Annotated in this window: 19 protein-coding genes; 10 read left to right on the top strand and 9 right to left on the bottom strand. The window is 61.9% G+C overall.

Annotation, left to right across the window (positions count from 1 at the left end; translation table 11 throughout):
• Positions 1 to 2 precede the first annotated feature (2 nt).
• The 3 genes from emhC to emhA are packed head-to-tail and all read right to left on the bottom strand — an operon-like array spanning position 3 to position 5,785.
• A complete protein-coding gene (emhC, locus tag KVG85_RS14125; RefSeq protein ID WP_016771333.1) occupies positions 3 to 1,463 on the bottom strand; it encodes an efflux RND transporter outer membrane subunit EmhC in 1,461 nt (486 codons plus the stop codon).
• A complete protein-coding gene (emhB, locus tag KVG85_RS14120) occupies positions 1,460 to 4,624 on the bottom strand; it encodes an efflux RND transporter permease subunit EmhB (RefSeq protein ID WP_217864175.1) in 3,165 nt (1,054 codons plus the stop codon). Before emhB ends, emhC begins: the two co-directional genes overlap by 4 nt.
• Positions 4,625 to 4,627: 3 nt before the next feature.
• The gene (gene emhA / locus KVG85_RS14115) at positions 4,628 to 5,785 is read right to left on the bottom strand and encodes an efflux RND transporter periplasmic adaptor subunit EmhA (protein ID WP_217864174.1); all 1,158 of its coding nucleotides are present in this window, start codon (positions 5,783 to 5,785) and stop codon (positions 4,628 to 4,630) included.
• A gap of 266 nt (positions 5,786 to 6,051) precedes the next feature.
• On the opposite strand from emhA, the gene emhR reads away from it, so the two are divergent.
• Positions 6,052 to 6,684, top strand: coding sequence for an efflux system transcriptional repressor EmhR (emhR, locus tag KVG85_RS14110; RefSeq protein WP_016771330.1), 633 nt, complete (start codon positions 6,052 to 6,054; stop codon positions 6,682 to 6,684).
• 383 nt (positions 6,685 to 7,067) lie between these two features.
• On the opposite strand, the gene KVG85_RS14105 is transcribed toward emhR, so the two are convergent.
• The 3 genes from KVG85_RS14105 to KVG85_RS14095 are packed head-to-tail and all read right to left on the bottom strand — an operon-like array spanning position 7,068 to position 9,654.
• Positions 7,068 to 8,117: an alkene reductase gene (locus tag KVG85_RS14105; RefSeq protein WP_039762674.1), complete on the bottom strand. Its 1,050-nt coding sequence runs from the start codon at positions 8,115 to 8,117 to the stop codon at positions 7,068 to 7,070.
• Between the two features lie 33 nt (positions 8,118 to 8,150).
• Entirely contained in the window at positions 8,151 to 9,317 is a 1,167-nt protein-coding gene (locus KVG85_RS14100; RefSeq protein WP_016771328.1) for an MFS transporter, read from the bottom strand.
• Positions 9,318 to 9,351: 34 nt separating this feature from the next.
• Positions 9,352 to 9,654, bottom strand: coding sequence for an ArsR/SmtB family transcription factor (locus KVG85_RS14095; RefSeq protein WP_016771327.1), 303 nt, complete (start codon positions 9,652 to 9,654; stop codon positions 9,352 to 9,354).
• A 168-nt stretch (positions 9,655 to 9,822) separates the two neighbouring features.
• Here KVG85_RS14095 and KVG85_RS14090 point away from each other — a divergent pair, with 168 nt between their 5' ends.
• Positions 9,823 to 10,407, top strand: coding sequence for an acyl carrier protein phosphodiesterase (locus tag KVG85_RS14090; RefSeq protein ID WP_125925269.1), 585 nt, complete (start codon positions 9,823 to 9,825; stop codon positions 10,405 to 10,407).
• Positions 10,408 to 10,514: 107 nt separating this feature from the next.
• Here the strand turns inward: KVG85_RS14090 and KVG85_RS14085 are convergent, their stop codons facing one another.
• Positions 10,515 to 11,306 carry a lysophospholipid acyltransferase family protein gene (locus KVG85_RS14085; RefSeq protein ID WP_217864173.1) on the bottom strand — a complete coding sequence of 264 codons (792 nt, stop codon included), beginning with the start codon at positions 11,304 to 11,306 and terminating at the stop codon, positions 10,515 to 10,517.
• Complete coding sequence (gene olsB / locus KVG85_RS14080; RefSeq protein ID WP_016771324.1) at positions 11,306 to 12,061, bottom strand: L-ornithine N(alpha)-acyltransferase; 756 nt, start codon at positions 12,059 to 12,061, stop codon at positions 11,306 to 11,308. Before olsB ends, KVG85_RS14085 begins: the two co-directional genes overlap by 1 nt.
• Positions 12,062 to 12,214: 153 nt before the next feature.
• On the opposite strand from olsB, the gene KVG85_RS14075 reads away from it, so the two are divergent.
• The 5 genes from KVG85_RS14075 to KVG85_RS14055 all read left to right on the top strand — a co-directional run bounded on the left by KVG85_RS14075 (position 12,215) and on the right by KVG85_RS14055 (position 16,542).
• Positions 12,215 to 13,093 (top strand): acyl-CoA dehydrogenase middle domain-containing protein, encoded by an 879-nt coding sequence (locus KVG85_RS14075; protein WP_217864172.1) that lies wholly within the window; start codon positions 12,215 to 12,217, stop codon positions 13,091 to 13,093.
• Positions 13,094 to 13,249: 156 nt separating this feature from the next.
• Positions 13,250 to 14,329 carry a serine hydrolase domain-containing protein gene (locus KVG85_RS14070; protein ID WP_217864171.1) on the top strand — a complete coding sequence of 360 codons (1,080 nt, stop codon included), beginning with the start codon at positions 13,250 to 13,252 and terminating at the stop codon, positions 14,327 to 14,329.
• Positions 14,326 to 14,622, top strand: a complete 297-nt coding sequence (locus tag KVG85_RS14065) for an amidase (RefSeq protein WP_217864170.1) — start codon at positions 14,326 to 14,328, stop codon at positions 14,620 to 14,622. Before KVG85_RS14070 ends, KVG85_RS14065 begins: the two co-directional genes overlap by 4 nt.
• A gap of 170 nt (positions 14,623 to 14,792) precedes the next feature.
• Positions 14,793 to 15,383 (top strand): YceI family protein, encoded by a 591-nt coding sequence (locus KVG85_RS14060; protein WP_217864169.1) that lies wholly within the window; start codon positions 14,793 to 14,795, stop codon positions 15,381 to 15,383.
• Between the two features lies 1 nt (position 15,384).
• On the top strand, positions 15,385 to 16,542 hold the full coding sequence (locus tag KVG85_RS14055) for a phospholipase D-like domain-containing protein (RefSeq protein WP_217864168.1): 1,158 nt from the start codon (positions 15,385 to 15,387) through the stop codon (positions 16,540 to 16,542).
• 138 nt (positions 16,543 to 16,680) lie between these two features.
• Here the strand turns inward: KVG85_RS14055 and bglX are convergent, their stop codons facing one another.
• Positions 16,681 to 18,972 carry a beta-glucosidase BglX gene (bglX, locus tag KVG85_RS14050; RefSeq protein ID WP_217864167.1) on the bottom strand — a complete coding sequence of 764 codons (2,292 nt, stop codon included), beginning with the start codon at positions 18,970 to 18,972 and terminating at the stop codon, positions 16,681 to 16,683.
• Between the two features lie 258 nt (positions 18,973 to 19,230).
• Between bglX and KVG85_RS14045 the strand changes: the two genes are divergently transcribed.
• The 3 genes from KVG85_RS14045 to KVG85_RS14035 are packed head-to-tail and all read left to right on the top strand — an operon-like array spanning position 19,231 to position 21,250.
• The gene (locus tag KVG85_RS14045) at positions 19,231 to 19,839 is read left to right on the top strand and encodes a LemA family protein (RefSeq protein WP_024011957.1); all 609 of its coding nucleotides are present in this window, start codon (positions 19,231 to 19,233) and stop codon (positions 19,837 to 19,839) included.
• 13 nt (positions 19,840 to 19,852) lie between these two features.
• Complete coding sequence (locus tag KVG85_RS14040) at positions 19,853 to 20,599, top strand: TPM domain-containing protein (protein ID WP_217864166.1); 747 nt, start codon at positions 19,853 to 19,855, stop codon at positions 20,597 to 20,599.
• Between the two features lie 33 nt (positions 20,600 to 20,632).
• Positions 20,633 to 21,250, top strand: a complete 618-nt coding sequence (locus tag KVG85_RS14035) for a TPM domain-containing protein (RefSeq protein WP_217864165.1) — start codon at positions 20,633 to 20,635, stop codon at positions 21,248 to 21,250.
• Positions 21,251 to 21,405 lie beyond the last annotated feature (155 nt).

Below are 21,405 nucleotides of genomic sequence, written 5' to 3'. Positions count from 1 at the left end.
GATCAGAACAGCTTCATCTTCGGCGCTTCTTCTTTCAGCGCTTCGTTCTGCGCGGTCTGCGCATTCCAGCCACCGCCCAAGGCCTTGTACAGGTTGACCGCACTGGTCAGCTGCGCGAGGCGGTCGGTGATCAGCGCTTGTTGTGCGCTGAACAACTGACGCTGGGCATCGAGGAAGGTCAGGTTGCTGTCGACGCCGATGCGGTAGCGACGTTCGGCCAGGCGGTAGTAATCCTGGTTGGCCTGAACGAAGTCACGCTGCGCTTGCAGCTGCTCGGTGTAGGTCTGGCGGGCGGCGAGGCCGTCGGCGACTTCCTGGAAGGCCGTTTGAATCGACTTTTCGTAGTTCGCCACGCCAATGTCCTTCTGGATCTTGGCGTAGTCGAGGCTGGCGCGCAGGCTGCCGGCGTTGAAGATCGGCAGGTTGATCTGCGGCTGGAACAGCCACGTCCCCGAGCCACCCTTGAACAGACCGGACAGATCCGGGCTCAGGCTGCCCGCGTTGGCGGTCAGGCTGATGCTCGGGAAGAACGCTGCACGGGCCGCACCGATGTTGGCGTTGGCCGCCTTCAGGTTGTACTCGGCCTGGAGGATGTCCGGACGACGTTGCAGCAGGTCCGAAGGCAGACCGGCCGGCACGTCGCTGAGCAGATCATCGGACAGCGGTTTGGCCGTTTGCAGGTTGGCCGGAATACCGGTGCCGAGCAGCAGGGTCAGGCTGTTTTCGTCCTGCGCGACCTGGCGGGTATAACGCGCCAGTTGTGCCCGGGCGTTTTCCACGGAAGTGCGCGACTGCGCCAGATCCAGTGCCGAAGCCACACCGACTTCGTTGCTGCGGCTGGTCAATTTGTAGCTTTCTTCGAAGGCACCGAGGGTGTCCTGCGTCAGCTTGAGCAGTTCCTTGTCCGCCTGCCAGGTCAGGTAGGCATTGGCGACGTTGGCGACCAGACTGATCTGCGTACTGCGGCGTGCTTCTTCAGTAGCGAAGTACTGTTGCAGCGCTTGCTCGCTCAGGCTGCGCACCCGACCGAACAAGTCGAGTTCGTAGGCGCTGACGCCGACGGTGGCGGAATACGAACTGCTGATCATCGACTCGCCGGTCTGCGAGGCACGGGCCGGCAGACGCTGGCGGCTGCCGGCGGCATTGGCCGACACCGCCGGGAACAGGTCGGCGCGCTGGATGCGGTACTGCGCCGCGTAAGCGTCGATGTTCAGCGCCGCGACACGCAGGTCGCGGTTGTTTTCCAGGGCGACCTGGATCAGCTGTTGCAGGGCCGGGTCATGGAAAAACTGCTTCCAGCCCTGTTCGGCAGCGGCTTGCGCCGGAGCCTGGGCCGGCGAATATGCCGGCCCCTGCGGGTACTGACCTGCGACCGGAGCCTCAGGCTGCTGATAGTCAGGTATCAGCGAGCAACCGCTCAGCACGAAGGCGGCGACTGCGATGGAGAGTAGCGACTTGCTCATTGGCCAGCCTCTTTAGGAGTTTCAGTAGTCTCATCCGGGTCGGTCTTTTTGCGCTGACCGATGGACGACACAGTAACGAAGAACAGTGGGACCCAGAAGATCGCCAGGATCGTGGCCGTGAGCATACCGCCAATCACGCCGGTACCGATCGCATGTTGACTGCCTGAACCGGCGCCGGTGGAGATCGCCAGCGGTACCACACCGAGGACGAAGGCCAGCGAGGTCATGATGATCGGGCGCAGACGCATGCGGCAGGCTTCGATTGCCGCTTCACGCAGGCTGCGTCCCTGTTCATGCAGTTCCTTGGCGAATTCGACGATCAGAATGGCGTTTTTAGCCGCCAGACCGATGGTCGTCAACAGACCCACCTGGAAGTACACGTCGTTGGACAGACCGCGCAGGCTGGTGGCCATCAGCGCACCGATGATCCCTAGCGGTACCACGAGCATGACCGCGATCGGAATCGACCAGCTTTCATACAGCGCCGCCAGACACAGGAACACCATCAGCAGCGACAGGGCATAAAGCGCCGGTGCTTGCGAGCCGGACAGACGTTCCTCGTAGGACAGACCGGTCCAGGAGATACCGACACCGGACGGCAGCTTCTTGGCAATCGCTTCGACTTCAGCCATCGCTTCGCCGGTGGAGTAGCCCGGCGCCGGAGCCCCGAGGACCTCGACCGCTTCCACACCGTTGTAGCGCGCCAGCTTCGGCGAACCGTAGACCCACTCGCCCTTGGCGAAGGCGGAGAACGGAACCATGGTGCCTTCGGCGTTGCGCACGTACCACTTCTTCAGGTCTTCCGGGCTCATGCGCGAGTCCGGCTGGCCCTGCACGTAGACTTTCTTCACCCGACCACGGTCGATGAAGTCGTTGACGTAGCTACTGCCCAGCGCGATCGACAGGGTGTTGTTGATGTCGCTGATGGTGATGCCGAGGGCACTGGCCTTCTCGTCGTCGATTTCCAGCTGGAACTGCGGCTCGTCGTTCAGGCCGTTCGGACGCACCTGGGTCAGCACCTTGCTTTGCGCCGCCATGCCGAGGAACTGGTTGCGCGCTTCCATCAGTTTTTCGTGACCGATACCGGCGCGGTCCTGCAGGAACACGTCGAAACCGGTGGCGTTACCCAATTCCAGAACCGCTGGCGGGGCGAAGGCAAACACCATCGCGTCGCGGAAGCTGAAGAAGTGTTGCTGGGCCCGCGCAGCGAGATTGAACACGCTGTTGTCGGCGTTACGTTCGCCCCACGGCTTGAGCATGATGAACGCCATACCCGAGCTCTGGCCACGGCCGGCGAAGTTGAAGCCGGTCACGGTAAACACCGAAGCCACCGCGTCCGCCTCACCGCCGTCCTTGTTCGGACGCAGCAGGTACTCACGCATTTCGTCCACGACCACTTGCGTACGCTGGGCACTGGAACCGGCCGGGGTCTGCACCTGGGCGAACAGAACGCCCTGGTCTTCTTCCGGGAGGAACGCGGTCGGAATGCGGGTGAACAGCCAGATCATGCCCACGACGATCAGCAGATACGCCAGCAGATACGGCGCCTTGCGGGTCAGCATGTTGCCGACGCCGCGCTCGTAGCTGCGTACGCCACGGTCGAAATTGCGGTTGAACCAGCCGAAGAAACCTTTCTTCGGGGTACCGTGCTCGCCTTTCGGAATCGGCTTGAGCATGGTCGCGCACAGCGCCGGGGTGAAGATCAGGGCAACCAGTACCGACAGGGCCATGGCCGACACGATGGTGATCGAGAACTGCTTGTAGATCACACCGGTGGAGCCGCTGAAGAATGCCATCGGCAGCAGTACCGCCGAGAGCACGAGGGCGATACCGACCAGTGCGCCCTGGATCTGGCCCATGGATTTCTTTGTCGCTTCCTTCGGTGACAAGCCTTCTTCGCTCATCACCCGCTCGACGTTTTCCACCACGACGATGGCGTCGTCCACCAGCAGACCGATGGCCAGCACCATGCCGAACATGGTCAGGGTGTTGATGCTGAAACCGGCGGCGGCGAGGATGCCGAATGTACCGAGCAGTACCACTGGCACAGTCATCGTGGTGATGACGGTGGCGCGGAAGTTCTGCAGGAACAGGAACATCACCAGGAACACCAGTGCGATCGCTTCGACCAGGGTGTGCACCACGCCTTTGATCGATTCGGTCACCACCGGAGTGGTGTCGTACGGGAACACCACTTCCATGCCTTGCGGGAAGAACGGCTTGAGGCTGTCGATGGTGTTGCGCAGCGCTTTGGCCGTATCGAGGGCATTGGCACCGTTGGCCAGTTTCACCGCCAGACCGGACGCCGGGCTGCCGTTGAACTGGGCACTGATCGCGTAGTTCTCACCGCCGAGGCCGACTTCAGCCACGTCTTTGAGGCGAACCTGCGATCCGTCCTTGTTGACCTTGAGCAGGATTTCCTTGAACTGCTCAGCAGTCTGCAGACGGGTCTTGCCGATGATCGTCGCGTTCAGTTGCTGGCCCTGCACGGCAGGCAAGCCACCGAGCTGACCGGACGACACCTGGACGTTCTGCGCGGCAATCGCATTCTTCACGTCGACCGGGGTCAGGTTGAAGTTGTTCAACTTGGCCGGGTCGAGCCAGATCCGCATCGCGTACTGCGCACCGAAGACCTGGAAGTCACCGACACCGGCGGTCCGCGAGATCGGGTCCTGCATGTTCGACACGATGTAGTTGGACAGGTCGTCCTTGGTCATGCTGCCGTCACGCGACACCACGCCGATTACCAGCAGGAAGTTCTTCACTGCCTTGGTCACGCGGATACCCTGTTGCTGCACTTCCTGCGGCAGCAGCGGGGTGGCCAGGTTCAGCTTGTTCTGGACCTGGACCTGCGCGGTGTCGGAGTTGGTGCCTTGCTCGAAGGTCGCGGTGATGGTCATGCTGCCGTCGGAGTTACTTTCCGACGACACATAACGCAGGTTGTCGATACCGTTGAGCTGTTGCTCGATGACCTGTACCACGGTGTCCTGCACGGTTTGTGCGGACGCGCCCGGGTAGGTCACCTGGATCGCAATGGCCGGTGGCGCAATGCTCGGGTATTGGTTGATCGGCAATTTCAGGATCGAAAGTGCCCCGACCAGCATGATCACCAGGGCAATTACCCAGGCGAAAATCGGACGGTCGATGAAGAATTTTGACATGGGTTACTCCCCTTTGCCGCCGGCGGCTTTGTCAGCTGCCTGTGCGGGGGCCGGGTTCTTGGTGCCGACGTTAGTCGCTTCGGTCGCTTTGACCTCGACGCCCGGTTTGACGTACTGCAGCCCTTCGGTGATCAGACGATCGCCGGCCCTCAGGCCGTCTTCGATCAGCCACTGGCTGCCGACAGTGCGGCTGGCCTTGAGCTGACGCAGCTCGACCTTGTTGTCGGCGCCGACGACCAGTGCGGTCGGGGTGCCTTTGAGGTCGCGGGTCACGCCCTGCTGTGGCGCGAGGATCGCTGCGCTGTTGACGCCGGCCTGCAACTGGGCGTGAACGAACATGCCTGGCAGCAGGGTGTGATCGGGGTTCGGGAACACTGCGCGCAGGGTCACCGAGCCGGTGGTCTGGTCAACCGAGACTTCGGAGAATTCCAGCTTGCCGTCGAGCTTGTACTGGCTGCCGTCTTCCAGGGTCAGCTTGACCGCAGCGGCGTTGTCGCCGGCCTTCTGCAGACGGCCGCTTTCCAGCTCGCGGCGCAGCTCCAGCAGTTCCACCGACGACTGGGTCACGTCGACGTAGATCGGGTCGAGCTGCTGAATCACTGCCATTGCATCGGCCTGGCCATTGCTGACCAGTGCGCCTTCGGTGACCGAAGAACGGCCGATACGGCCGGAAATCGGCGCGTAGACCTTGGTGTAGCGCACGTTGATCTGCGCGCTCTGCAACGATGCTTCCGATTGCAGGCGGTTGGCCAGTGCGGTGTCGTATTCCTGACGGCTCACGGCTTGTTCGTCGACCAGTTGCTTGTAGCGGTCGGAAATCGACTTGGTCGAACGCAGCTCGGCTTCGGCGCTTTTCAGCGTAGCTTCATAGACCGACGGATCGATCTGATACAGCTGCTGGCCGGCTTTGACGTCGGCACCTTCCTTGAACAGGCGCTTGAGAATGATGCCGTTGACCTGCGGGCGAACTTCCGCGATGCGGAACGCACTGGTGCGGCCCGGAAGTTCCGAGGTCAGGGTAAAGGCTTGTGGTTGCAGGGTGACGACGCCGACCTGAGGAGGCGGAGCGGCTGGGGCCGCTTCTTCCTTTTTACATCCGCTGAGCAGCGATGCCAGGGCGACGGCAGTGACCAGAGCGGTAACAGCTGGCTTGAATTGCATGAAGATCCTCGGGTCAGGCGCGCAAGAAGCGCACAAGAAGTGTGAAAGAGTAAAAATCGGGCACCGGGTGGATAAGTAGCTTGCTAAGTAATATACTTACGTTCATGGTTGTTTGTAAACACCTGCGCCGCGTACCCACCCTGATACAAAAGTCGTCGCAAGGTTTGAAATTGTAGGCCGGGGAGCCGATTCACGAGAGATCGCCCCCTCTTTATTCAGCGGATATTCAGCCATCCCTGAAACATCCTGTTTGAGGTTTTACTGCCATGGTCCGTCGTACCAAAGAGGAAGCTCAGGAAACCCGCAGCCAGATCCTGGAAGCGGCCGAGAAAGCCTTCTATGAAAGGGGGGTTGCCCGCACCACCCTGGCGGACATCGCGACCCTCGCCGGCGTGACGCGTGGCGCCATCTACTGGCATTTCAGCAACAAGGCCGATCTGGTCCAGGCGATGCTCGACAGCCTGCACGAACCGCTGGATGAACTGGCCAAGGCCAGCGAAAGCGAAGACGAACCGGACCCGCTGGGCTGCATGCGACAGTTGCTGATTCATTTGTTTCATCAAGTTGCACTGGACCCGAAAACCCGGCGCATCAACGAAATTCTGTTTCATAAGTGCGAGTTCACCGATGAAATGTGCGATCTGCGCCAGCAGCGCCGGACGGCCAGTCTCGATTGCAATCTGCGCATCGGCCTGACCTTGCGTAATGCGGTGAATCGCGGCCAGTTGCCGGAAGATCTCGACACGGCCCGCGCGGCGATCAGCATTCATGCCTACATCGACGGCCTGCTGTACGGCTGGCTGCTGGCCCCGGACAGCTTCGAATTGCACGCCGAGGCTGAACGCTGGGTTGACACCGGGCTGGACATGCTGCGCCTGAGCCCAAGCCTGCGCAAATGAAACAAAATGCGCAATTGCCCGGCAGGATGTCAATCAGCCGCTATGGCCGATTATTGCGGCGGGGAGTTTAAACCTAGCGAGCCACGCATTTTGTAGGGAAATTGTGTAGCTCTTGTGAATCCGTATTTCTCCGCTTGCCCCTCACCCTAGCCCTCTCCCAGAGGGAGAGGGGACCGACCGAGCTGATCTTTCGAGTGACGCCGACCTGAAATTTCCCGCCGAACTCGGGTTCTGAAAGCTCTGCAAATCGGCTCCCTCTCCCTCGGGAGAGGGCTGGGGTGAGGGGCTACGTCGGGTGCCACGCAACAAGTCTGAAGCCGAACAACAAAAAGCCCCGGACTCTCACAAGTCCGGGGCTTTTTCATTTCTGCGCTACAGCGTGATTACAAGGTCGGATAGTCGATATAACCGACCGGACCCTTGCCGTAGAAAGTCTCCGGATGCGGTTCGTTCAACGGCGCATCGGCCTGCAAACGTGCCGGCAGGTCTGGGTTGGCAATGAACGGCACGCCGAAAGCGACCGCGTCTGCCTTGCCGCTGGCCAGCCACTCGTTGGCGCTTTCCTTGGTGAACTTCTCGTTGGCAATGTATGGGCCACCGAACGCTTCTTTCAGTCGCGGACCGAGGCTGTCTGCGCCTTCTTTTTCGCGCGAGCAGATGAACGCGATGCCACGCTTGCCCAGTTCACGGGCGACGTAGGTGAAGGTTTCGGCGAGGTTGTCATCACCCATGTCGTGGGAATCGGCACGCGGTGCCAGGTGCACACCAACGCGACCAGCGCCCCAGACTTCGATCGCGGCGTCGGTCACTTCCAGCAGCAGGCGCGCACGGTTTTCCAGCGAGCCGCCGTACTGGTCGGTGCGCTGGTTGGTGCTGCTTTGCAGGAACTGGTCGAGCAGGTAACCGTTGGCGCCGTGGATTTCCACGCCGTCGAAACCGGCGGCCTTGGCGTTCTCGGCGCCGGTGCGGTAGGCGTCGACGATGTCGGCGATTTCAGCGGTTTCCAGGGCGCGCGGGGTTGGGTAGTCGGCCAGTGGGCGCACCAGGCTGACGTGGCCCTTTGGCTGAATGGCGCTTGGCGCAACCGGTGCTTCACCGTTCAGGTACGAAGGGTGAGAAATGCGGCCAACGTGCCACAGTTGCAGGAAGATCTTGCCGCCGGCGCCGTGAATCGCCTTGGTCACGTTGGCCCAGCCACGCACCTGATCGTTGGACCAGATGCCCGGGGTGTCCGGGTAGCCGACGCCCATCGGAGTTACCGAAGTGGCTTCGCTGAGGATCAGGCCGGCCGAGGCGCGTTGTACGTAGTATTCGGCCATCAGCGCGTTCGGCACACGACCTTCGTCGGCGCGGCAGCGGGTCAGCGGGGCCATGATGATGCGGTTGTTCAGCTCGATGTCGCCGAGTTTGATCGGGTCAAAAATAGTCGCCATGTCTAAAAGTCTCTCTTTAATTAAGGAAGTTGATCAGTTGGATGCAGGTGCCAGCTCGGCGTTGCCGTTCTGGCGGAAAGTAATCAGGGTCACCAGCAGGGCAAGCACGGCCAACGCGGCGGCAGCCAGTGGCACGCTGGTCAGGCCGTAGCCGTGGGCGATGACGCTGCCGCCGACCCAGGCGCCGAGGGCGTTGCCAACGTTGAAGGCGCCGATGTTCAGGGTCGAAACCAGGTTCGGCGCAGCCTTGCCGAAGGTCACCACGTTGACTTGCAGCGCCGGCACAGCGGCGAAACACGCGGTGGCCCAGAGGAACAGAGTGATTTCAGTCGGGATCAGCGCGACGCTGGTCCAGCTCAGCACCGTGGACACCACGGCCATGGCGATGAACACGCCGATCAGCGTGGCGGCCATGCCTTTGTCGGCGAGTTTGCCGCCGATGATGTTGCCGACCGTCAGACCGAGGCCGATGAGCATCAGTGTCCAGGTCACCCCACGCGGCGACACACCGGTGACTTCACCGAGCAGTGGGGCGACGTAGGTGAACAGGGTGAAAACCGAGGCGGCGAACAGCGCGGTCATGCTCAGCGACAGCCAGATGCCGGCACCTTTGAGGGCGGCCAGTTCGGCGCGCATGTCGAGTTTCTCTTCGTCACGCTTGGCCGGCAGGAAGCGGATCAGGCCGATCAGCGCGATCACACCGATGACGGTCACCGCCCAGAAGGTCGAACGCCAGCCGGCTTCCTGACCCAATGCGGTGCCCAGCGGTACGCCGAGCACGTTGGCCAGGGTCAGACCGGTGAACATCAGGGCGACCGCCGAGGCACGTTTGTTCGGCGCGACCAGATTGGCCGCCACCACCGAACCGATGCCGAAGAATGCACCGTGGCACAAAGCGGTGACTACCCGGGCAAACATCAGCACGTTGTAGTCGCTGGCGATGGCGCAGAGCAGGTTGCCGACAATAAAGATGCCCATCAACGCCACCAGCGCGGCCTTGCGCGGCAGCTTCGCGGTGGCCAGTGCCATGAACGGTGCACCGATGGCCACGCCCAGGGCGTAACCGGTGACCAGCCAGCCGGCGCCGGGAATCGACACACCGAGATCCGCCGCCACGTCGGGCAGCAGGCCCATGATGACGAACTCGGTGGTGCCGATGGCGAAGGCGCTCAGGGCGAGGATGAGAAGCGAAAGGGGCATGCAGGTTTCCTTGTCGGCTGGCTGACGTTAAGGGTCAGAGCTCTTTACTGAGGGTGCTGAGAAACGCCTGGATGACGTCCTCGTTACGTTTGAAGAAATGCCACTGCCCGGCCTTCTGGCTGCTGATCAGCCCGGCCCGTTGCAACGTCGCCAGGTGTGCCGACACGGTCGATTGCGACAGGCCGCAACGCTGATCGATCTGCCCGGCGCAAATACCGTATTCATGGTTGTGCAACTGCTCGGGGAATTCGCCTTTCGGGTCTTTCAGCCAGTTGAGGATGTCTCGCCGTACTGGGTGCGCCAGGGCTTTTATTATTTCGTCGAGGTCGAGGTTCATGGCTTGGGCTCGTGGTGGCAGTAGCGATATATCGCGATGGAGCGAACTTTAAATCGTTGGATCGCGATATACCAATATGAATTCGGTCTGACGAACGCGTAAATCGCTATATCGGGTTATAACGATACGAGGGTGCTGGAGGAGCGAGCGCGGTGCTAAGCTGCGCCCATGAACTATCTCGCGCATTTGCATCTCGGCGGCCAGCGCCCCGGTCAGTTACTCGGCAGCCTGTATGGCGACTTCGTCAAAGGTCGGCTGCAAGGCCAGTTCGACCCGGAAGTGGAGGCGGCGATTGCGCTGCATCGGCGCATCGACGTCTTCACCGATCGCCATCCACTGGTCGACATTGCTTTGGGCCGCTTCAGCGAAACGCGGCGGCGCTATGCCGGAATCGTCCTCGATGTGTTTTTCGACCATTGCCTGGCGCGGGACTGGACGCTGTATGCCGACCGACCGCTGGAGCAGTTCACCGCAGACGTCTATCACGTGCTGTCCCGCGAACGGCAACTGCCGGAACGGCTGGCGAAGATCGCCCCGCACATGGTCGCTAACGACTGGCTGGGCTCGTATCGCGAATTCGAGGTGCTGGAGCAGGTGCTGCGCGGGATCTCGCGGCGGCTGACCAGACCCGAGGAATTGGCCGGGGCGATGGCGGAGTTGCGGCGGTTGTATGAGCCGCTGAGTGAAGACTTCAGCCTGTTTTATCCGCAACTGCAGGATTTTGCGCAAAACTCTGATCCGCTGAAGATCTGAATGTGGGAGCGAGCCTGCTCGCGAAGGCGGTGCCTCAGCCAATATAGATGCTGAATGACACGGCGCCTTCGCGAGCAGGCTCGCTCCCACAGGGGATAAGTGTTTTTTCAGGCCGCGATTAGTTCGCCTGCGCGACGCGGTTCGGGTTTCGCCACCTCACCAAACAACACCTTCTGCACCGCCTGCTGCGCTTCGAACGCCAGCGCCGCGCGCTCGCGGCCCTGACAGGCAATCGGCTTGAGCAGATGCACCTCGACATCGCCGCAGTCGTTGCTGAACAGGCGCATCAGGTGCGAGAGCAGGTCATCGTCACCAATGAACGGTGCGAGCGTGTCGATTTCGCCGTCACGCAGATAACGGATCGCCACCGGTTGCAGCATCACCTCGGAATCGATCGCCGCCGACAGCAGGCGACCATGAAAGGTGCGCAGCGAACGGCCATCGGTGGTGGTGCCTTCGGGGAACATCAGCAGCGCGTGTTCGGTTTGCAGATGGCGGGTCATCTGCTTGCGGATCAACTGGCTGTCGCCCGAACCACGGCGGATGAACAGGCTGCCGGCCTTGGCCGCGAGCCAGCCGGCCACCGGCCAGGTGCGCACTTCGGCCTTGGACAGAAACGACAGCGGCGTGAGCATGCCCAGCAGCGGAATGTCGGTCCACGACACGTGATTGCTGACCCACAGCATTGGCTGTTTTGGCAGCTCGCCATGCACGCTCACGCGAAACGGCAGGGCATTGCTCAGCCGCGCCATGAAGAAGCGCGACCAGCGCTGCCGCCGCTCCATCGAGTGCGCCAGACCGATGCGTTCGAACACGCCGAACACGCTGGCCATGGTCAGCCCCAGCGTCACCACCAGCAGCACTCGCGCGATTCGCGCGTACACCCGCAGCCGGCTCATCACACCGCCGCCTTGAAGTGTTTGGCGTAGCGCGGGCAGAGTTCGTCGCGCTTGAGCAGGATGAACACGTCGGCCACCTGGAAGTCTTCGTCCCAGCACGGCTCGCCGCAGATCTTCGCCCCGAGGCGCATGTAGGCCTTGAGCAGCGGCGGCATTTCGGCGATGACGTTGGACGGGATATCCAGCGTCGGCAGCGGATTTTTCGGCTCGGCGCGCAGGTGTTCGGTGCACAGGTAACGCTCGCGCAGACGCTGCATGATCGCGTGGGCCTGAATGCCGCCGTCCTGCATCGGAATGCTCGCGCAACCCATCAGATAGCTGTAGCCGCCCTGATTGAGCACTTCGGCCAATTCGCCCCAGAGCACGGCGATGGTGCCGCCGTTGCGGTACGCCGGATCGACGCAGGTGCGGCCGATTTCCAGGATCGGGCCTTGCAGGTGGGCGAGGCCGTGCAGGCTGAATTCTTCTTCACTGTAGAACTTGCCGAGGCTGCTGGCGGCGGTGTGATCGAGCAGACGCGTGGTGGCGACCAGGCGCCCGGTGTTCAGATCACGCACGCCGATGTGGCTGCAGTGAACATCATAATCATCCATGTCCAGACCCAGTTCGGCGCCTTTCAGTTTGGCGTTGAATTCGCCGCTGAAGACGGCGAAGCGCAGGGCCTGGGCTTGCTGCAAGGCTTCGGCGCCGATCAGGCGTTCGGCTTGCAGGCGGCGTTCATTGCCGGTGTCGCTGATGCGGGCGATTTGCGTCATGTGAATCTCCGTACGGGCCTTTAACCCGTCGTGGGTTGCAGCCGATCGACTTTCTTTATGCAGCCGTGTTGTGCAAAGTCAGGCTATGTAGCCCCGGTGTCATCGCCATGAACGTTCGGTGATGCTTATATGACAGCCCACAAGGAGGCGCCCATGCCCTGGACAGATCTGTTGCACCGCCGTGAACGCTTGCCCGCTGCTGCTGATCTGGCCGAGGGCTTTGCAACGTTGTTGCAGGCGCTCGGCAACGTCACGCCGTTCGAATTGGCGGTGGCTGGCGGGCGGCGAATGGCGACGCCGGGACTGGCGTTTCTGGTGGGTTATCAGGCGGCGCTGCGCATGTTGTGGCCGAGCGCGCCGCCGAGCCTTGGCGCCTTGTGCGCGACCGAACAACGCAGCCTGCGCCCGGCCGATATGCAAACGCGGCTGAAAGATTTGCGCCTGAGCGGGCGCAAGGATTTCGTCACCGCCGGCGACGCCGCCGACTGGTTATTGGTGGCTGCGCGCAGTGAGGAGCCTGGCGAAACACCGCGCCTGAGTCTGGCGGTGGTGTATCCCGGCGAGCCCGGCGTGAAGGTGGAAAAACTGCCGGCGTTGCCGTTGATGCCGGACATCAGCCACGGCCGCCTGCATCTGGACGGCGCCCTGTGCGAACTGCTCGCCGGCGACGGCTGGGACGCCTACGTCAAACCGTTTCGCAGTCTTGAAGATGTCTACGTGCTCTGCGCCATGACCGCGTGGTTGTACGGCGTCGGCCAGGACAGCGACTGGCCGCAGGCCCTGCAATTGCGTTTGCTGGCGCTGCTGGCCGGGTGCGCCGAGGCCAGCCGGCAAGCGCCGAACAATTCGCCCGGGCATGTAGTGCTGGGCGGATTGTTTGCGCAGTTTGAAGCGCTGGCGGGGGAGGTTGATCAGGCGCTGGCGGATGGCCCGGTGGAATGGGCGCAGATGTGGCAGCGGGACAAGGGCGTGATGCAGTTGGCGGCGGGGGCGAGGGTGAAGCGGTTGGCCAAGGCTCTGGCGGTGACCTGAGCGGCCCCTTCGCGAGCAGGCTCGCTCCCACAGAAAGATCGTGTGTTGTCAGTCGAAACGTGGGAGCGAGCCTGCTCGCGAAAGCGGCCTCAAGAACACCACACATCTGTCATCAACCGCACCTAATCTCAACAGACCGATCCCAGAGCCTCAACCATGTTCAAAGGCCTGTCCCTGTTCCTGCTGCTGATCAGCCTCACCGTCCGAGCCGAACAATGGCCGAATGAGCAATGGCCAATCGGCTCGCCAGTCAGCGGCCCGGCCGTCGAAGCACTGGAAAACTACGCCTTCGCGCCCCGCAACGACGTCACCCGCCAGGGCATCCGCACCGACGCCTTGCTGATCATCCACGACGGCCAGATCATCTACGAACGCTACGCCGCCCCGACCACCGAACAGACCCCGCATCTGACCTGGTCGATCAGCAAAAGCCTGCTGGCGACGGTCCTCGGTGTGGCTCACGGCGAAGGCCGGTTCAAACTCGATGATCCAGCGCTGAAGTTCTACCCGACGCTGGACAAACACCCGGCGATCACCCTCGGCCATCTGCTGAACTGGGCCTCCGGTCTGGATTGGCAGGAGGACTACGAATACGCGCCGCTGAAATCTTCGGTGGTGGCGATGCTCTACACCCGCGGCCATCGCGACATGGCCGCGTTCACCGCCGCACACGACAGTTACGCCCCAGCGGGTCAGGCTTTTCGTTATTCCAGCGGTGACAGCAATCTACTCGCCGCTGCCCTGAAAACCATGGTCGACCCAGCACGTTATGCCGACTATCCGTGGACAGCATTGTTCGAGCCGTTGGGCATTCGTCACGCCGTGTGGGAGAGCGATGCCAGCGGCACCTTTGTCGCCTCGTCCTATGCCTATCTCACCGCGCGGGATCTGGCGCGGGTCGGTCTGTTGATGGCGCGGGGCGGGCGCTGGAACGATCGGCAGTTGCTGCCCGAGGATTGGGTGGCATTCAATCTCAAGCCCTTTGCCGGCTACAAGGCGCAGCAGGACGAAGCCGTGCCCGGCGGCCATTGGTGGCTCAATCGGCCTGTCGATGGTGCGACGTCGCCGTGGCCCGACGCACCACCCGACACCTTCGCCGCCCTCGGCCACTGGGGCCAGGCGCTGTATGTGATGCCCAGCGAGAAACTGGTGATCGTGCGTTACGGCGATGATCGTGATGGCAGCTACCAGCACAACGAGTTGCTCAAACGCGTGTTGCAGGCGGTGCGGCCATGAAGCGCTTTCTATTGTTGCTGTTGGTCGTGCTGCTCGGTTGGGGTTGGTATGAACGGGAAAACCTCTGGGTTTTCCCGGACATCATCAGCGCCTACACCGCCAAGGAATATTGCTCGTGTCGTTATGTGATGAACAACGACGCCGGGTATTGCCGTGGCTATGTCAAGCAATGGCTGCCAACCAGCGGTTTTACCGATGACCCTTCGAGCAAAACCATCACCGTCAGCGGCTTGGGCCGCAGTAACAGCGCGCAATGGCTGAGCGAACGCCAGGGCTGTCGCCTGAATCCCTGAATTATCTGGTCTCCCCGGTGGGAGCGAGCCTGCTCGCGAAATCGTCGCAAGCCGCAATACATGCTGTGCGGCGAGCATTGCATTCGCGAGCAGGCTCGCTCCCACAGGGCTTGCAATAACTTGGCGGGCGGTTAAGGTTCGTGCAGGTTTATCGCCCCCACGAGTGTTCAATGTTCAACCGCTCCCTCTATACAACCTTCGCCAGTCTGCTGTTGACCGCCGCTGCGCTGCCGGCCCAGGCCAATTGGTACCTGGACGGCGAGTCGTCGCGGCTGTCGTTCGTCAGCACCAAAAATGCCAGCGTGTCGGAAGTGCAGCGCTTTCTGGTGCTGCACGGCAAGGTCGACCCCAACGGTCGCGCCGAGGTCGAAGTCGAGCTCGAATCGATCAACAGCGGCATTCCGCTGCGCGATGAGCGCATGCGCAAGGAGCTGTTCCAGATCGAGCAATTCCCTGCAGCCACCATCACCACCCAGATCGACCTGCGCCCGATCAACGATCTGGCCCCCGGCGCGCAGCTGGAGTTGCGCCTGCCGCTGACCGTCAGCCTGCACGGCAAGCAGCACGAATACTCGGCCGAGTTGCTCGCCACGCGTCTGGATGATCGGCGCTTTCAGGTGGTGACACTGGAGCCGCTGGTGATCAACGCCGAGGATTTCGATCTGGCGCCGGGCCTGGAAAACCTGCGCAAACTCGCCGATCTGTCGGCCATCAGTCTGTCGGTGCCGGTGGGTGCGGTGCTGATTTTCACGGCGCGCTGACATGCGCGGTGCGGTGTTCCCCTGGCGTGACGGCAACCGTTTCGAACTGTTGATCGACGGCCCGCAGTTCTTTCCGCGCATGCTCGAGCACATCGCTGGAGCTACAGAGCAGATCGAACTGGAGCTGTACCTGGTCGAGGCCGGCGCCTGCGCCGAAGCCATCGTCCAGGCACTGGTCGCGGCGGCCGAACGCGGCGTGCGCGTGCGTTGCCTGTTCGATGATTACGGCAGCCTCGCGTTTACGCTGCATCTGCGCCAGCGCCTGACTCAGGCCGGGGTCGAGCTGCGTTTCTACAATCGCCTGAGCTGGCGGCGCTGGGTCGGCAATTTCTATCGTGACCACCGCAAATTGCTGCTGGTCGACCAATGCCTGGCCGTGGTCGGCGGCACCGGCGTGACCGATGAATTCTGGACGCCGGGCCATGATGTCAGCGAGTGGCACGAAGTGATGGTCGAGATCAGCGGCCCGTTGGTGATCGATTGGCAATTGCTCTTCGATCGGCAGTGGATCGCCAACCGTTACCGCCGCGCCTGGCGCCCGGCCGCGCATTTCGGTTTGCCACGTTTGCCGCGCGTGCCGGACAAGGGCGAAGGCATGGGCCGCGTAGCCTACGCTGACGCCCGCCAGCACCGCGACATTCTGCAATCGCTGTTTCGCGCGCTGAACAGCGGGCAAAAACGCATCTGGATGGCCACGCCGTACTTTCTGCCGACCTGGAAAATCCGCCGCTCCCTGCGCAAGGCTGCGTCGCGCGGTGTTGATGTGCGGCTGTTGCTGACCGGGCCGCGCACCGATCACCCGTCAGTGCGCTACGCCGGGCATCGCTACTACCCGCGCCTGCTCAAGGCCGGGGTGCAGATCTTCGAGTACCAGCCGTGCTTCCTGCACCTGAAAATGGTACTGGTGGACGAATGGGTAAGCATCGGTTCGTGCAACTTCGATCACTGGAATCTGCGTTTCAATCTGGAGGCGAATCTGGAGGCGCTGGACCCGGCGTTGACGGCAGCGGTGGAGGCGAGCTTTGTGAAGGACTTCGGCTTGAGTCAGCTGGTGAGCCTGGAGGAATGGCAGCGCCGACCGTTGTGGCGGCGGGTCAAGCAGCGGGTGTGGGGCTGGGTGGATCGGTTGGTGGTGAATATTCTCGATAGACGCGGATAACCACGATTTTGAATACCCTGAATCCAATGTGGGAGCGAGCCTGCTCGCGAAAGCGGTGTGTCATTCAGCAATTTTTTGTCTGAATGATCGCTTTCGCGAGCAGGCTCGCTCCCACAGTGTTTTGCAGTGTTGCTGCTGTTACAGCAATTCAAAGCTCTGCTGCGTCACCGCCTGCGAATCCAGGCCGATCTGCACATTGAACTTGCCGGGCTCGGCTGCGTATTTGAGCTGGGCGTTGTAGAACTTCAGGTCTTCCTCGGCGATGGTGAAGTGCACGACTTTCTGTTCGCCGGCCTTGAGCATGATCTTCTGGAAGTTCTTCAGTTCTTTCACCGGGCGGATCATCGAACCGGTGACGTCCTGGATGTACAACTGCACCACGGTTTCGCCGTCACGTTTGCCGGTGTTCTTGACCATGACGCTGGCGTCGAGCTTGCCGCTGGCGTTCAGGGTGGTCGATGACAGCGCCATATCGCTCAGGGCGAAGGTGGTGTAGCTCAGGCCGTAACCGAACGGAAACAGCGGGCCGGTAGTGTCATCGAAATACTGCGAGGTGTAGTTGCCCGGTTTGCCCGGAGTGAACGGCCGGCCGATGCTCAGATGGTTGTAGTAGGTAGGGATCTGGCCCACGGAGCGCGGGAACGTCACCGGCAGTTTGCCCGACGGGTTGTAGTCGCCGAACAGCACGTCGGCGATGGCGTTGCCGCCCTCGGTGCCGCTGAACCAGGTTTCCAGAATCGCATCGGCCGACTGGTTTTCTTCGAGAATCGTCAGCGGACGGCCGTTCATCAACACCAGCACCAACGGCTTGCCAGTGGCTTTCAGCGCGCGGATCAATTCGCGCTGGGTTTGCGGGATGTTCAGGTCAGTGCGGCTCGAGGATTCGTGGGACATGCCACGGGACTCGCCGACTGCCGCGACGATCACGTCAGCATCCTTCGCCGCTTTCACCGCCTCATCGATCAGCACGTTGGCCGGGCGCGGGTCATCGACCACTTCCGGGGCATCGAAGTTGAGGAAGTTCAGGTAGTCGAGGACCTTCTTGTCGCCCGTGATGTTGGCGCCACGGGCGTAGATCAGGTTGGCCTTGTCGCCGATCACGGAATTCATGCCATCGAACAAAGTGACCGATTGCGCCGGGCGCCCGGCGGCGGCCCAGCTGCCCATCATGTCGATCGGCGCTTTCGCCAATGGACCGACCAGCGCGATTTTCGCGTCTTTCTTCAGCGGCAGGGTTTCGTTCTGGTTCTTCAGCAGCACCAGACTGCGACGCGCGACTTCGCGGGCCTCGGCGCGATGCAGGCGGCTCTCGGCGTAGGTGTCGACCGGATCATCCTCGGCCTTGCCGATGCGCAGGTACGGGTCCTTGAACAGGCCCATGTCGTACTTGGCCGCGAGCACTTCGCGCACAGCGTTGTCGATGTCTTTCTGTTCGATCTCACCAGACTTGAGCAACCCCGGCAGTTCTTTGCCGTAGAGGGTGTCGTTCATGCTCATGTCGATGCCGGCCTTGATCGCCAGCTTCGCCGCTTCGCGACCGTCGCGAGCGACACCGTGCTTGATCAGTTCGAAAATCGCGCCGTGATCGCTGACCGCCAGGCCTTTGAAGCCCCAGTCCTTGCGCAGCAGATCATTCATCAGCCAGGTGTTGGCCGTGGCCGGAATGCCGTTGATCGAGTTCAACGCCACCATTACACCGCCAGCGCCGGCATCGATCGCGGCGCGGTAGGGCGGCAGATAATCCTGGTACATCTTCACCGGGCTCATGTCGACGGTGTTGTAGTCGCGACCGCCTTCGACCGCGCCGTACAGGGCGAAGTGCTTGACGCTGGCCATGATGCTGTCGGCGGCGCTCGGGGTCTCGCCCTGATAGGCCTTGACCATGACTTTGGCGATGCGCGAGGTCAGGTAGGTGTCTTCGCCGAAACCTTCGGAACTGCGGCCCCAGCGCGGATCGCGGGAGATATCCACCATCGGCGCGAAGGTGATGTCGAGGCTGTCGGCGGCGGCTTCTTTAGCCGCAACGCGACCGGACTGGCCGATGGCGTCCATGTCCCAGCTCGACGCGAGGGCCAGCGGAATCGGGAAAATCGTACGGTGACCGTGGATCACGTCGTACGCGAAAAACATCGGAATCTTCAGGCGACTGCGCATGGCCGCGTCCTGCATCGGACGGTTTTCCGCGCGGGTGATCGAGTTGAACGTGCCGCCGATGTTGCCGCCGGCAATTTCCTTGCGGATCAGCTCGCGGGGCATTTCCGGGCCGATGCTGATCAGGCGCAACTGGCCGATCTTCTCGTCGAGAGTCATTTGTTTCATCAGGTTGCTGATGAAAGCGTCCTTGTTTTCCAACGGTACCGGGGTCGTGGCGGCCAGTACCTGATGACTGGCCAGGCTGACGAACAGACCCAGCAAACACAGCTTCTTCATGAATTTTTTCTCTAGAGCCCAAACGGTGATGCAACACCGGCCAGCCAAAATGTAGGGAGCGACTATTGTTGTTCGGATACCGGCGCAAAATCCTGAGCCGGGAAACCGCGGCCGACAGCGGCAATGTGAACGCGAAGGGCACTTTTTAGCCGATTAACCCGTCGCATGCCAGTGGCGGCGCCGATTATGCCCCAACCGCTGGCCGGGAATGCCCAGCGCTCGGTTTTTAAATCAAATGTGTCATGGAGCATCACTGCAATGAATATCAGCTCAACCTCCCGTTCACGGCTACAGATCGCCACGTTGCTGGTGTTCGCCACGCTGTTGACCGCGTGCGGCATCAACAATATCCCGACACTCGACGAACAGGCCAAAGCCGCCTGGGGCCAGGTGCAGAACCAGTACCAGCGCCGTGCCGACCTGATTCCCAATCTGGTGGAAACCGTGAAGGGCTACGCGGCCCACGAACAGGAAACCCTGACCGCAGTGATTGAAGCGCGAGCCAAGGCCACCTCGATTCAGGTCGATGCCAGCACCCTCGACAACCCCGAGAAACTCAAGCAGTTCCAGCAGGCACAGGATCAACTGACCGGCGCATTGAGCCGTTTGATGGTGGTCTCCGAGCGCTACCCGGATCTGAAGGCCAACCAGAACTTCCTCGCCCTGCAATCGCAACTCGAAGGCACGGAAAACCGTATCGCCGTGGCGCGCCGCGATTTCATCCTGGCGGTGCAGAAATACAACACCGAGATCCGCACCTTCCCCGGTCGCCTGTGGCACAGCGTGATGTACAGCGATCTGCCGATGCGCGAAACCTTCGAAGCCACCACGCCCGGCGCGGAGAAGGCCCCGGAAGTGAAATTCTGATTCGAGGTTGCCCATGCGTGTGTTGAAACTGGGCCTGGTGCTGATGCTGTGGCTGTTCGCCGTCAGCGCCCGGGCCGAATTGACGTTTCCGCCGCTGAGCGGGCGCGTGGTCGATCAGGCGCAGATGCTCGAGCCATCGATTCGCGCGCAACTGAGCCAGCAATTGCAGGCGCACGAGCAGGCCACCGGCGAGCAATTGGTGGTGGTCACGCTGCCGGATCTGCAGGGCACCACCATCGAGGATTTCGGCGTCCAACTGGGTCGGCACTGGGGCATCGGCCAGAAGGACAAGAACAACGGCGCCTTGCTGATCGTCGCCCGTGACGAGCGCAAACTGCGCATCGAAGTCGGCTATGGCCTGGAGGATCGCCTGACCGATGCGCAGTCGTCGGTGATCATTCATCAGGTCATCACGCCGGCATTCAAGGCCGGCAACTTCAGCAAAGGCATCAGCGATGGCGTTGCGGCGATGTTGGTGGTGCTCGGTGGCAATCCGCTCGATGAGCCGTCCACCGTGTACGAATCCAGCGGCGACCCGGCGGATGATTTCATCTCGCGGCACCCGGCGCTGTTCATGTTTCTGGTGATGTTGTTCATCCTGACGGTGTTTGTCTGCCAGATGCTCGGTATCCTGCCTGCCGGCCGGGGCGGCTCCGGAGGAGGGGGCGGCTTTGGCGGAGGCGGCGGATTCGGCGGCGGTGGCGGCTTCAGCGGTGGCGGGGGCAGTTTCGGCGGCGGCGGTTCGTCCGGCGGCTGGTGAGATCAAAAGAATAATGAGCAGGCACTTTTCGACATGGCACTACTGACTGAACACGAACAACGCAAAGTCGCCGAGGCCATCGCCCGGGTCGAACGCGACACCGACGCCGAACTGGTCACGGTGCTCGCTGCCCGCGCCGACGATTACGCGTACATCCCGCTGCTCTGGGCCAGTCTGCTGGCGCTGGTGTTGCCGGGCATCGTCCACTACCTCACGGGCTGGCTGACCCTGCGCAGCCTGCTGCTGGTGCAATGGGGCATGTTCATCGTCCTGTGCCTGCTGTTTCGTCTGCCGAAAATCACCACTCATCTGGTGCCGCGCCGCGTGCGCCACTGGCGCGCCTCCAACCTGGCGCGGCGGCAGTTTCTCGAACAGAACCTGCACCACACCGTGGGCAGCACCGGCGTGCTGATTTTTGTCTGCGAGGCTGAGCGCTATGTGGAGATTCTGGTGGATGAGGGGATCTCCAAACGGCTGGATAACAGCAACTGGGATGCCATTGTTGCAACGTTTACCGAGCAGGTCAGGCAGGGGCGCACGCTGGAAGGGTTTGTCACGTGCGTGGAGGCGTGTGGCGAGTTGTTGAAGGTGCATGTGCCGGTGACGCAGGTCAGGAACGAGTTGCCGAATCGGTTGGTGGTGTTGGGCTGATATGGCTTTTCACTTGAGCCCCAGACCCTCACCCCAGCCCTCTCCCGGAGGGAGAGGGAGCCGACCGAGGTGTCCTTTGCTCGACACCGACCTGAACGTCCGAGTCGACTATGGATTGAGAACCTGAGTTCGGCTCGTTTTTTCAGGTCGGCGTA

The organism is Pseudomonas triticicola (genome assembly GCF_019145375.1).
Lineage (GTDB): Bacteria > Pseudomonadota > Gammaproteobacteria > Pseudomonadales > Pseudomonadaceae > Aquipseudomonas > Aquipseudomonas triticicola.
The sequence above is the reverse complement of the archived record's forward strand: the minus strand, read 5'-3'. Positions and strand labels throughout refer to the sequence as shown.

Coding starts and splice junctions, on each gene's coding strand:
- KVG85_RS14065 (WP_217864170.1), top strand. CDS start 14,326: ATGAAGCGCTTTCTATTGTTGCTGTTGGTCGTGCTGCTCGGTTGGGGT.
- KVG85_RS14090 (WP_125925269.1), top strand. CDS start 9,823: ATGAACTATCTCGCGCATTTGCATCTCGGCGGCCAGCGCCCCGGTCAG.
- KVG85_RS14060 (WP_217864169.1), top strand. CDS start 14,793: ATGTTCAACCGCTCCCTCTATACAACCTTCGCCAGTCTGCTGTTGACC.
- KVG85_RS14040 (WP_217864166.1), top strand. CDS start 19,853: ATGCGTGTGTTGAAACTGGGCCTGGTGCTGATGCTGTGGCTGTTCGCC.
- KVG85_RS14095 (WP_016771327.1), bottom strand. CDS start 9,654: ATGAACCTCGACCTCGACGAAATAATAAAAGCCCTGGCGCACCCAGTA.
- emhR (WP_016771330.1), top strand. CDS start 6,052: ATGGTCCGTCGTACCAAAGAGGAAGCTCAGGAAACCCGCAGCCAGATC.
- KVG85_RS14075 (WP_217864172.1), top strand. CDS start 12,215: ATGCCCTGGACAGATCTGTTGCACCGCCGTGAACGCTTGCCCGCTGCT.
- emhC (WP_016771333.1), bottom strand. CDS start 1,463: ATGAGCAAGTCGCTACTCTCCATCGCAGTCGCCGCCTTCGTGCTGAGC.
- KVG85_RS14070 (WP_217864171.1), top strand. CDS start 13,250: ATGTTCAAAGGCCTGTCCCTGTTCCTGCTGCTGATCAGCCTCACCGTC.
- KVG85_RS14105 (WP_039762674.1), bottom strand. CDS start 8,117: ATGGCGACTATTTTTGACCCGATCAAACTCGGCGACATCGAGCTGAAC.
- olsB (WP_016771324.1), bottom strand. CDS start 12,061: ATGACGCAAATCGCCCGCATCAGCGACACCGGCAATGAACGCCGCCTG.
- bglX (WP_217864167.1), bottom strand. CDS start 18,972: ATGAAGAAGCTGTGTTTGCTGGGTCTGTTCGTCAGCCTGGCCAGTCAT.
- KVG85_RS14085 (WP_217864173.1), bottom strand. CDS start 11,306: ATGAGCCGGCTGCGGGTGTACGCGCGAATCGCGCGAGTGCTGCTGGTG.
- KVG85_RS14100 (WP_016771328.1), bottom strand. CDS start 9,317: ATGCCCCTTTCGCTTCTCATCCTCGCCCTGAGCGCCTTCGCCATCGGC.
- KVG85_RS14045 (WP_024011957.1), top strand. CDS start 19,231: ATGAATATCAGCTCAACCTCCCGTTCACGGCTACAGATCGCCACGTTG.
- KVG85_RS14035 (WP_217864165.1), top strand. CDS start 20,633: ATGGCACTACTGACTGAACACGAACAACGCAAAGTCGCCGAGGCCATC.
- emhA (WP_217864174.1), bottom strand. CDS start 5,785: ATGCAATTCAAGCCAGCTGTTACCGCTCTGGTCACTGCCGTCGCCCTG.
- emhB (WP_217864175.1), bottom strand. CDS start 4,624: ATGTCAAAATTCTTCATCGACCGTCCGATTTTCGCCTGGGTAATTGCC.
- KVG85_RS14055 (WP_217864168.1), top strand. CDS start 15,385: ATGCGCGGTGCGGTGTTCCCCTGGCGTGACGGCAACCGTTTCGAACTG.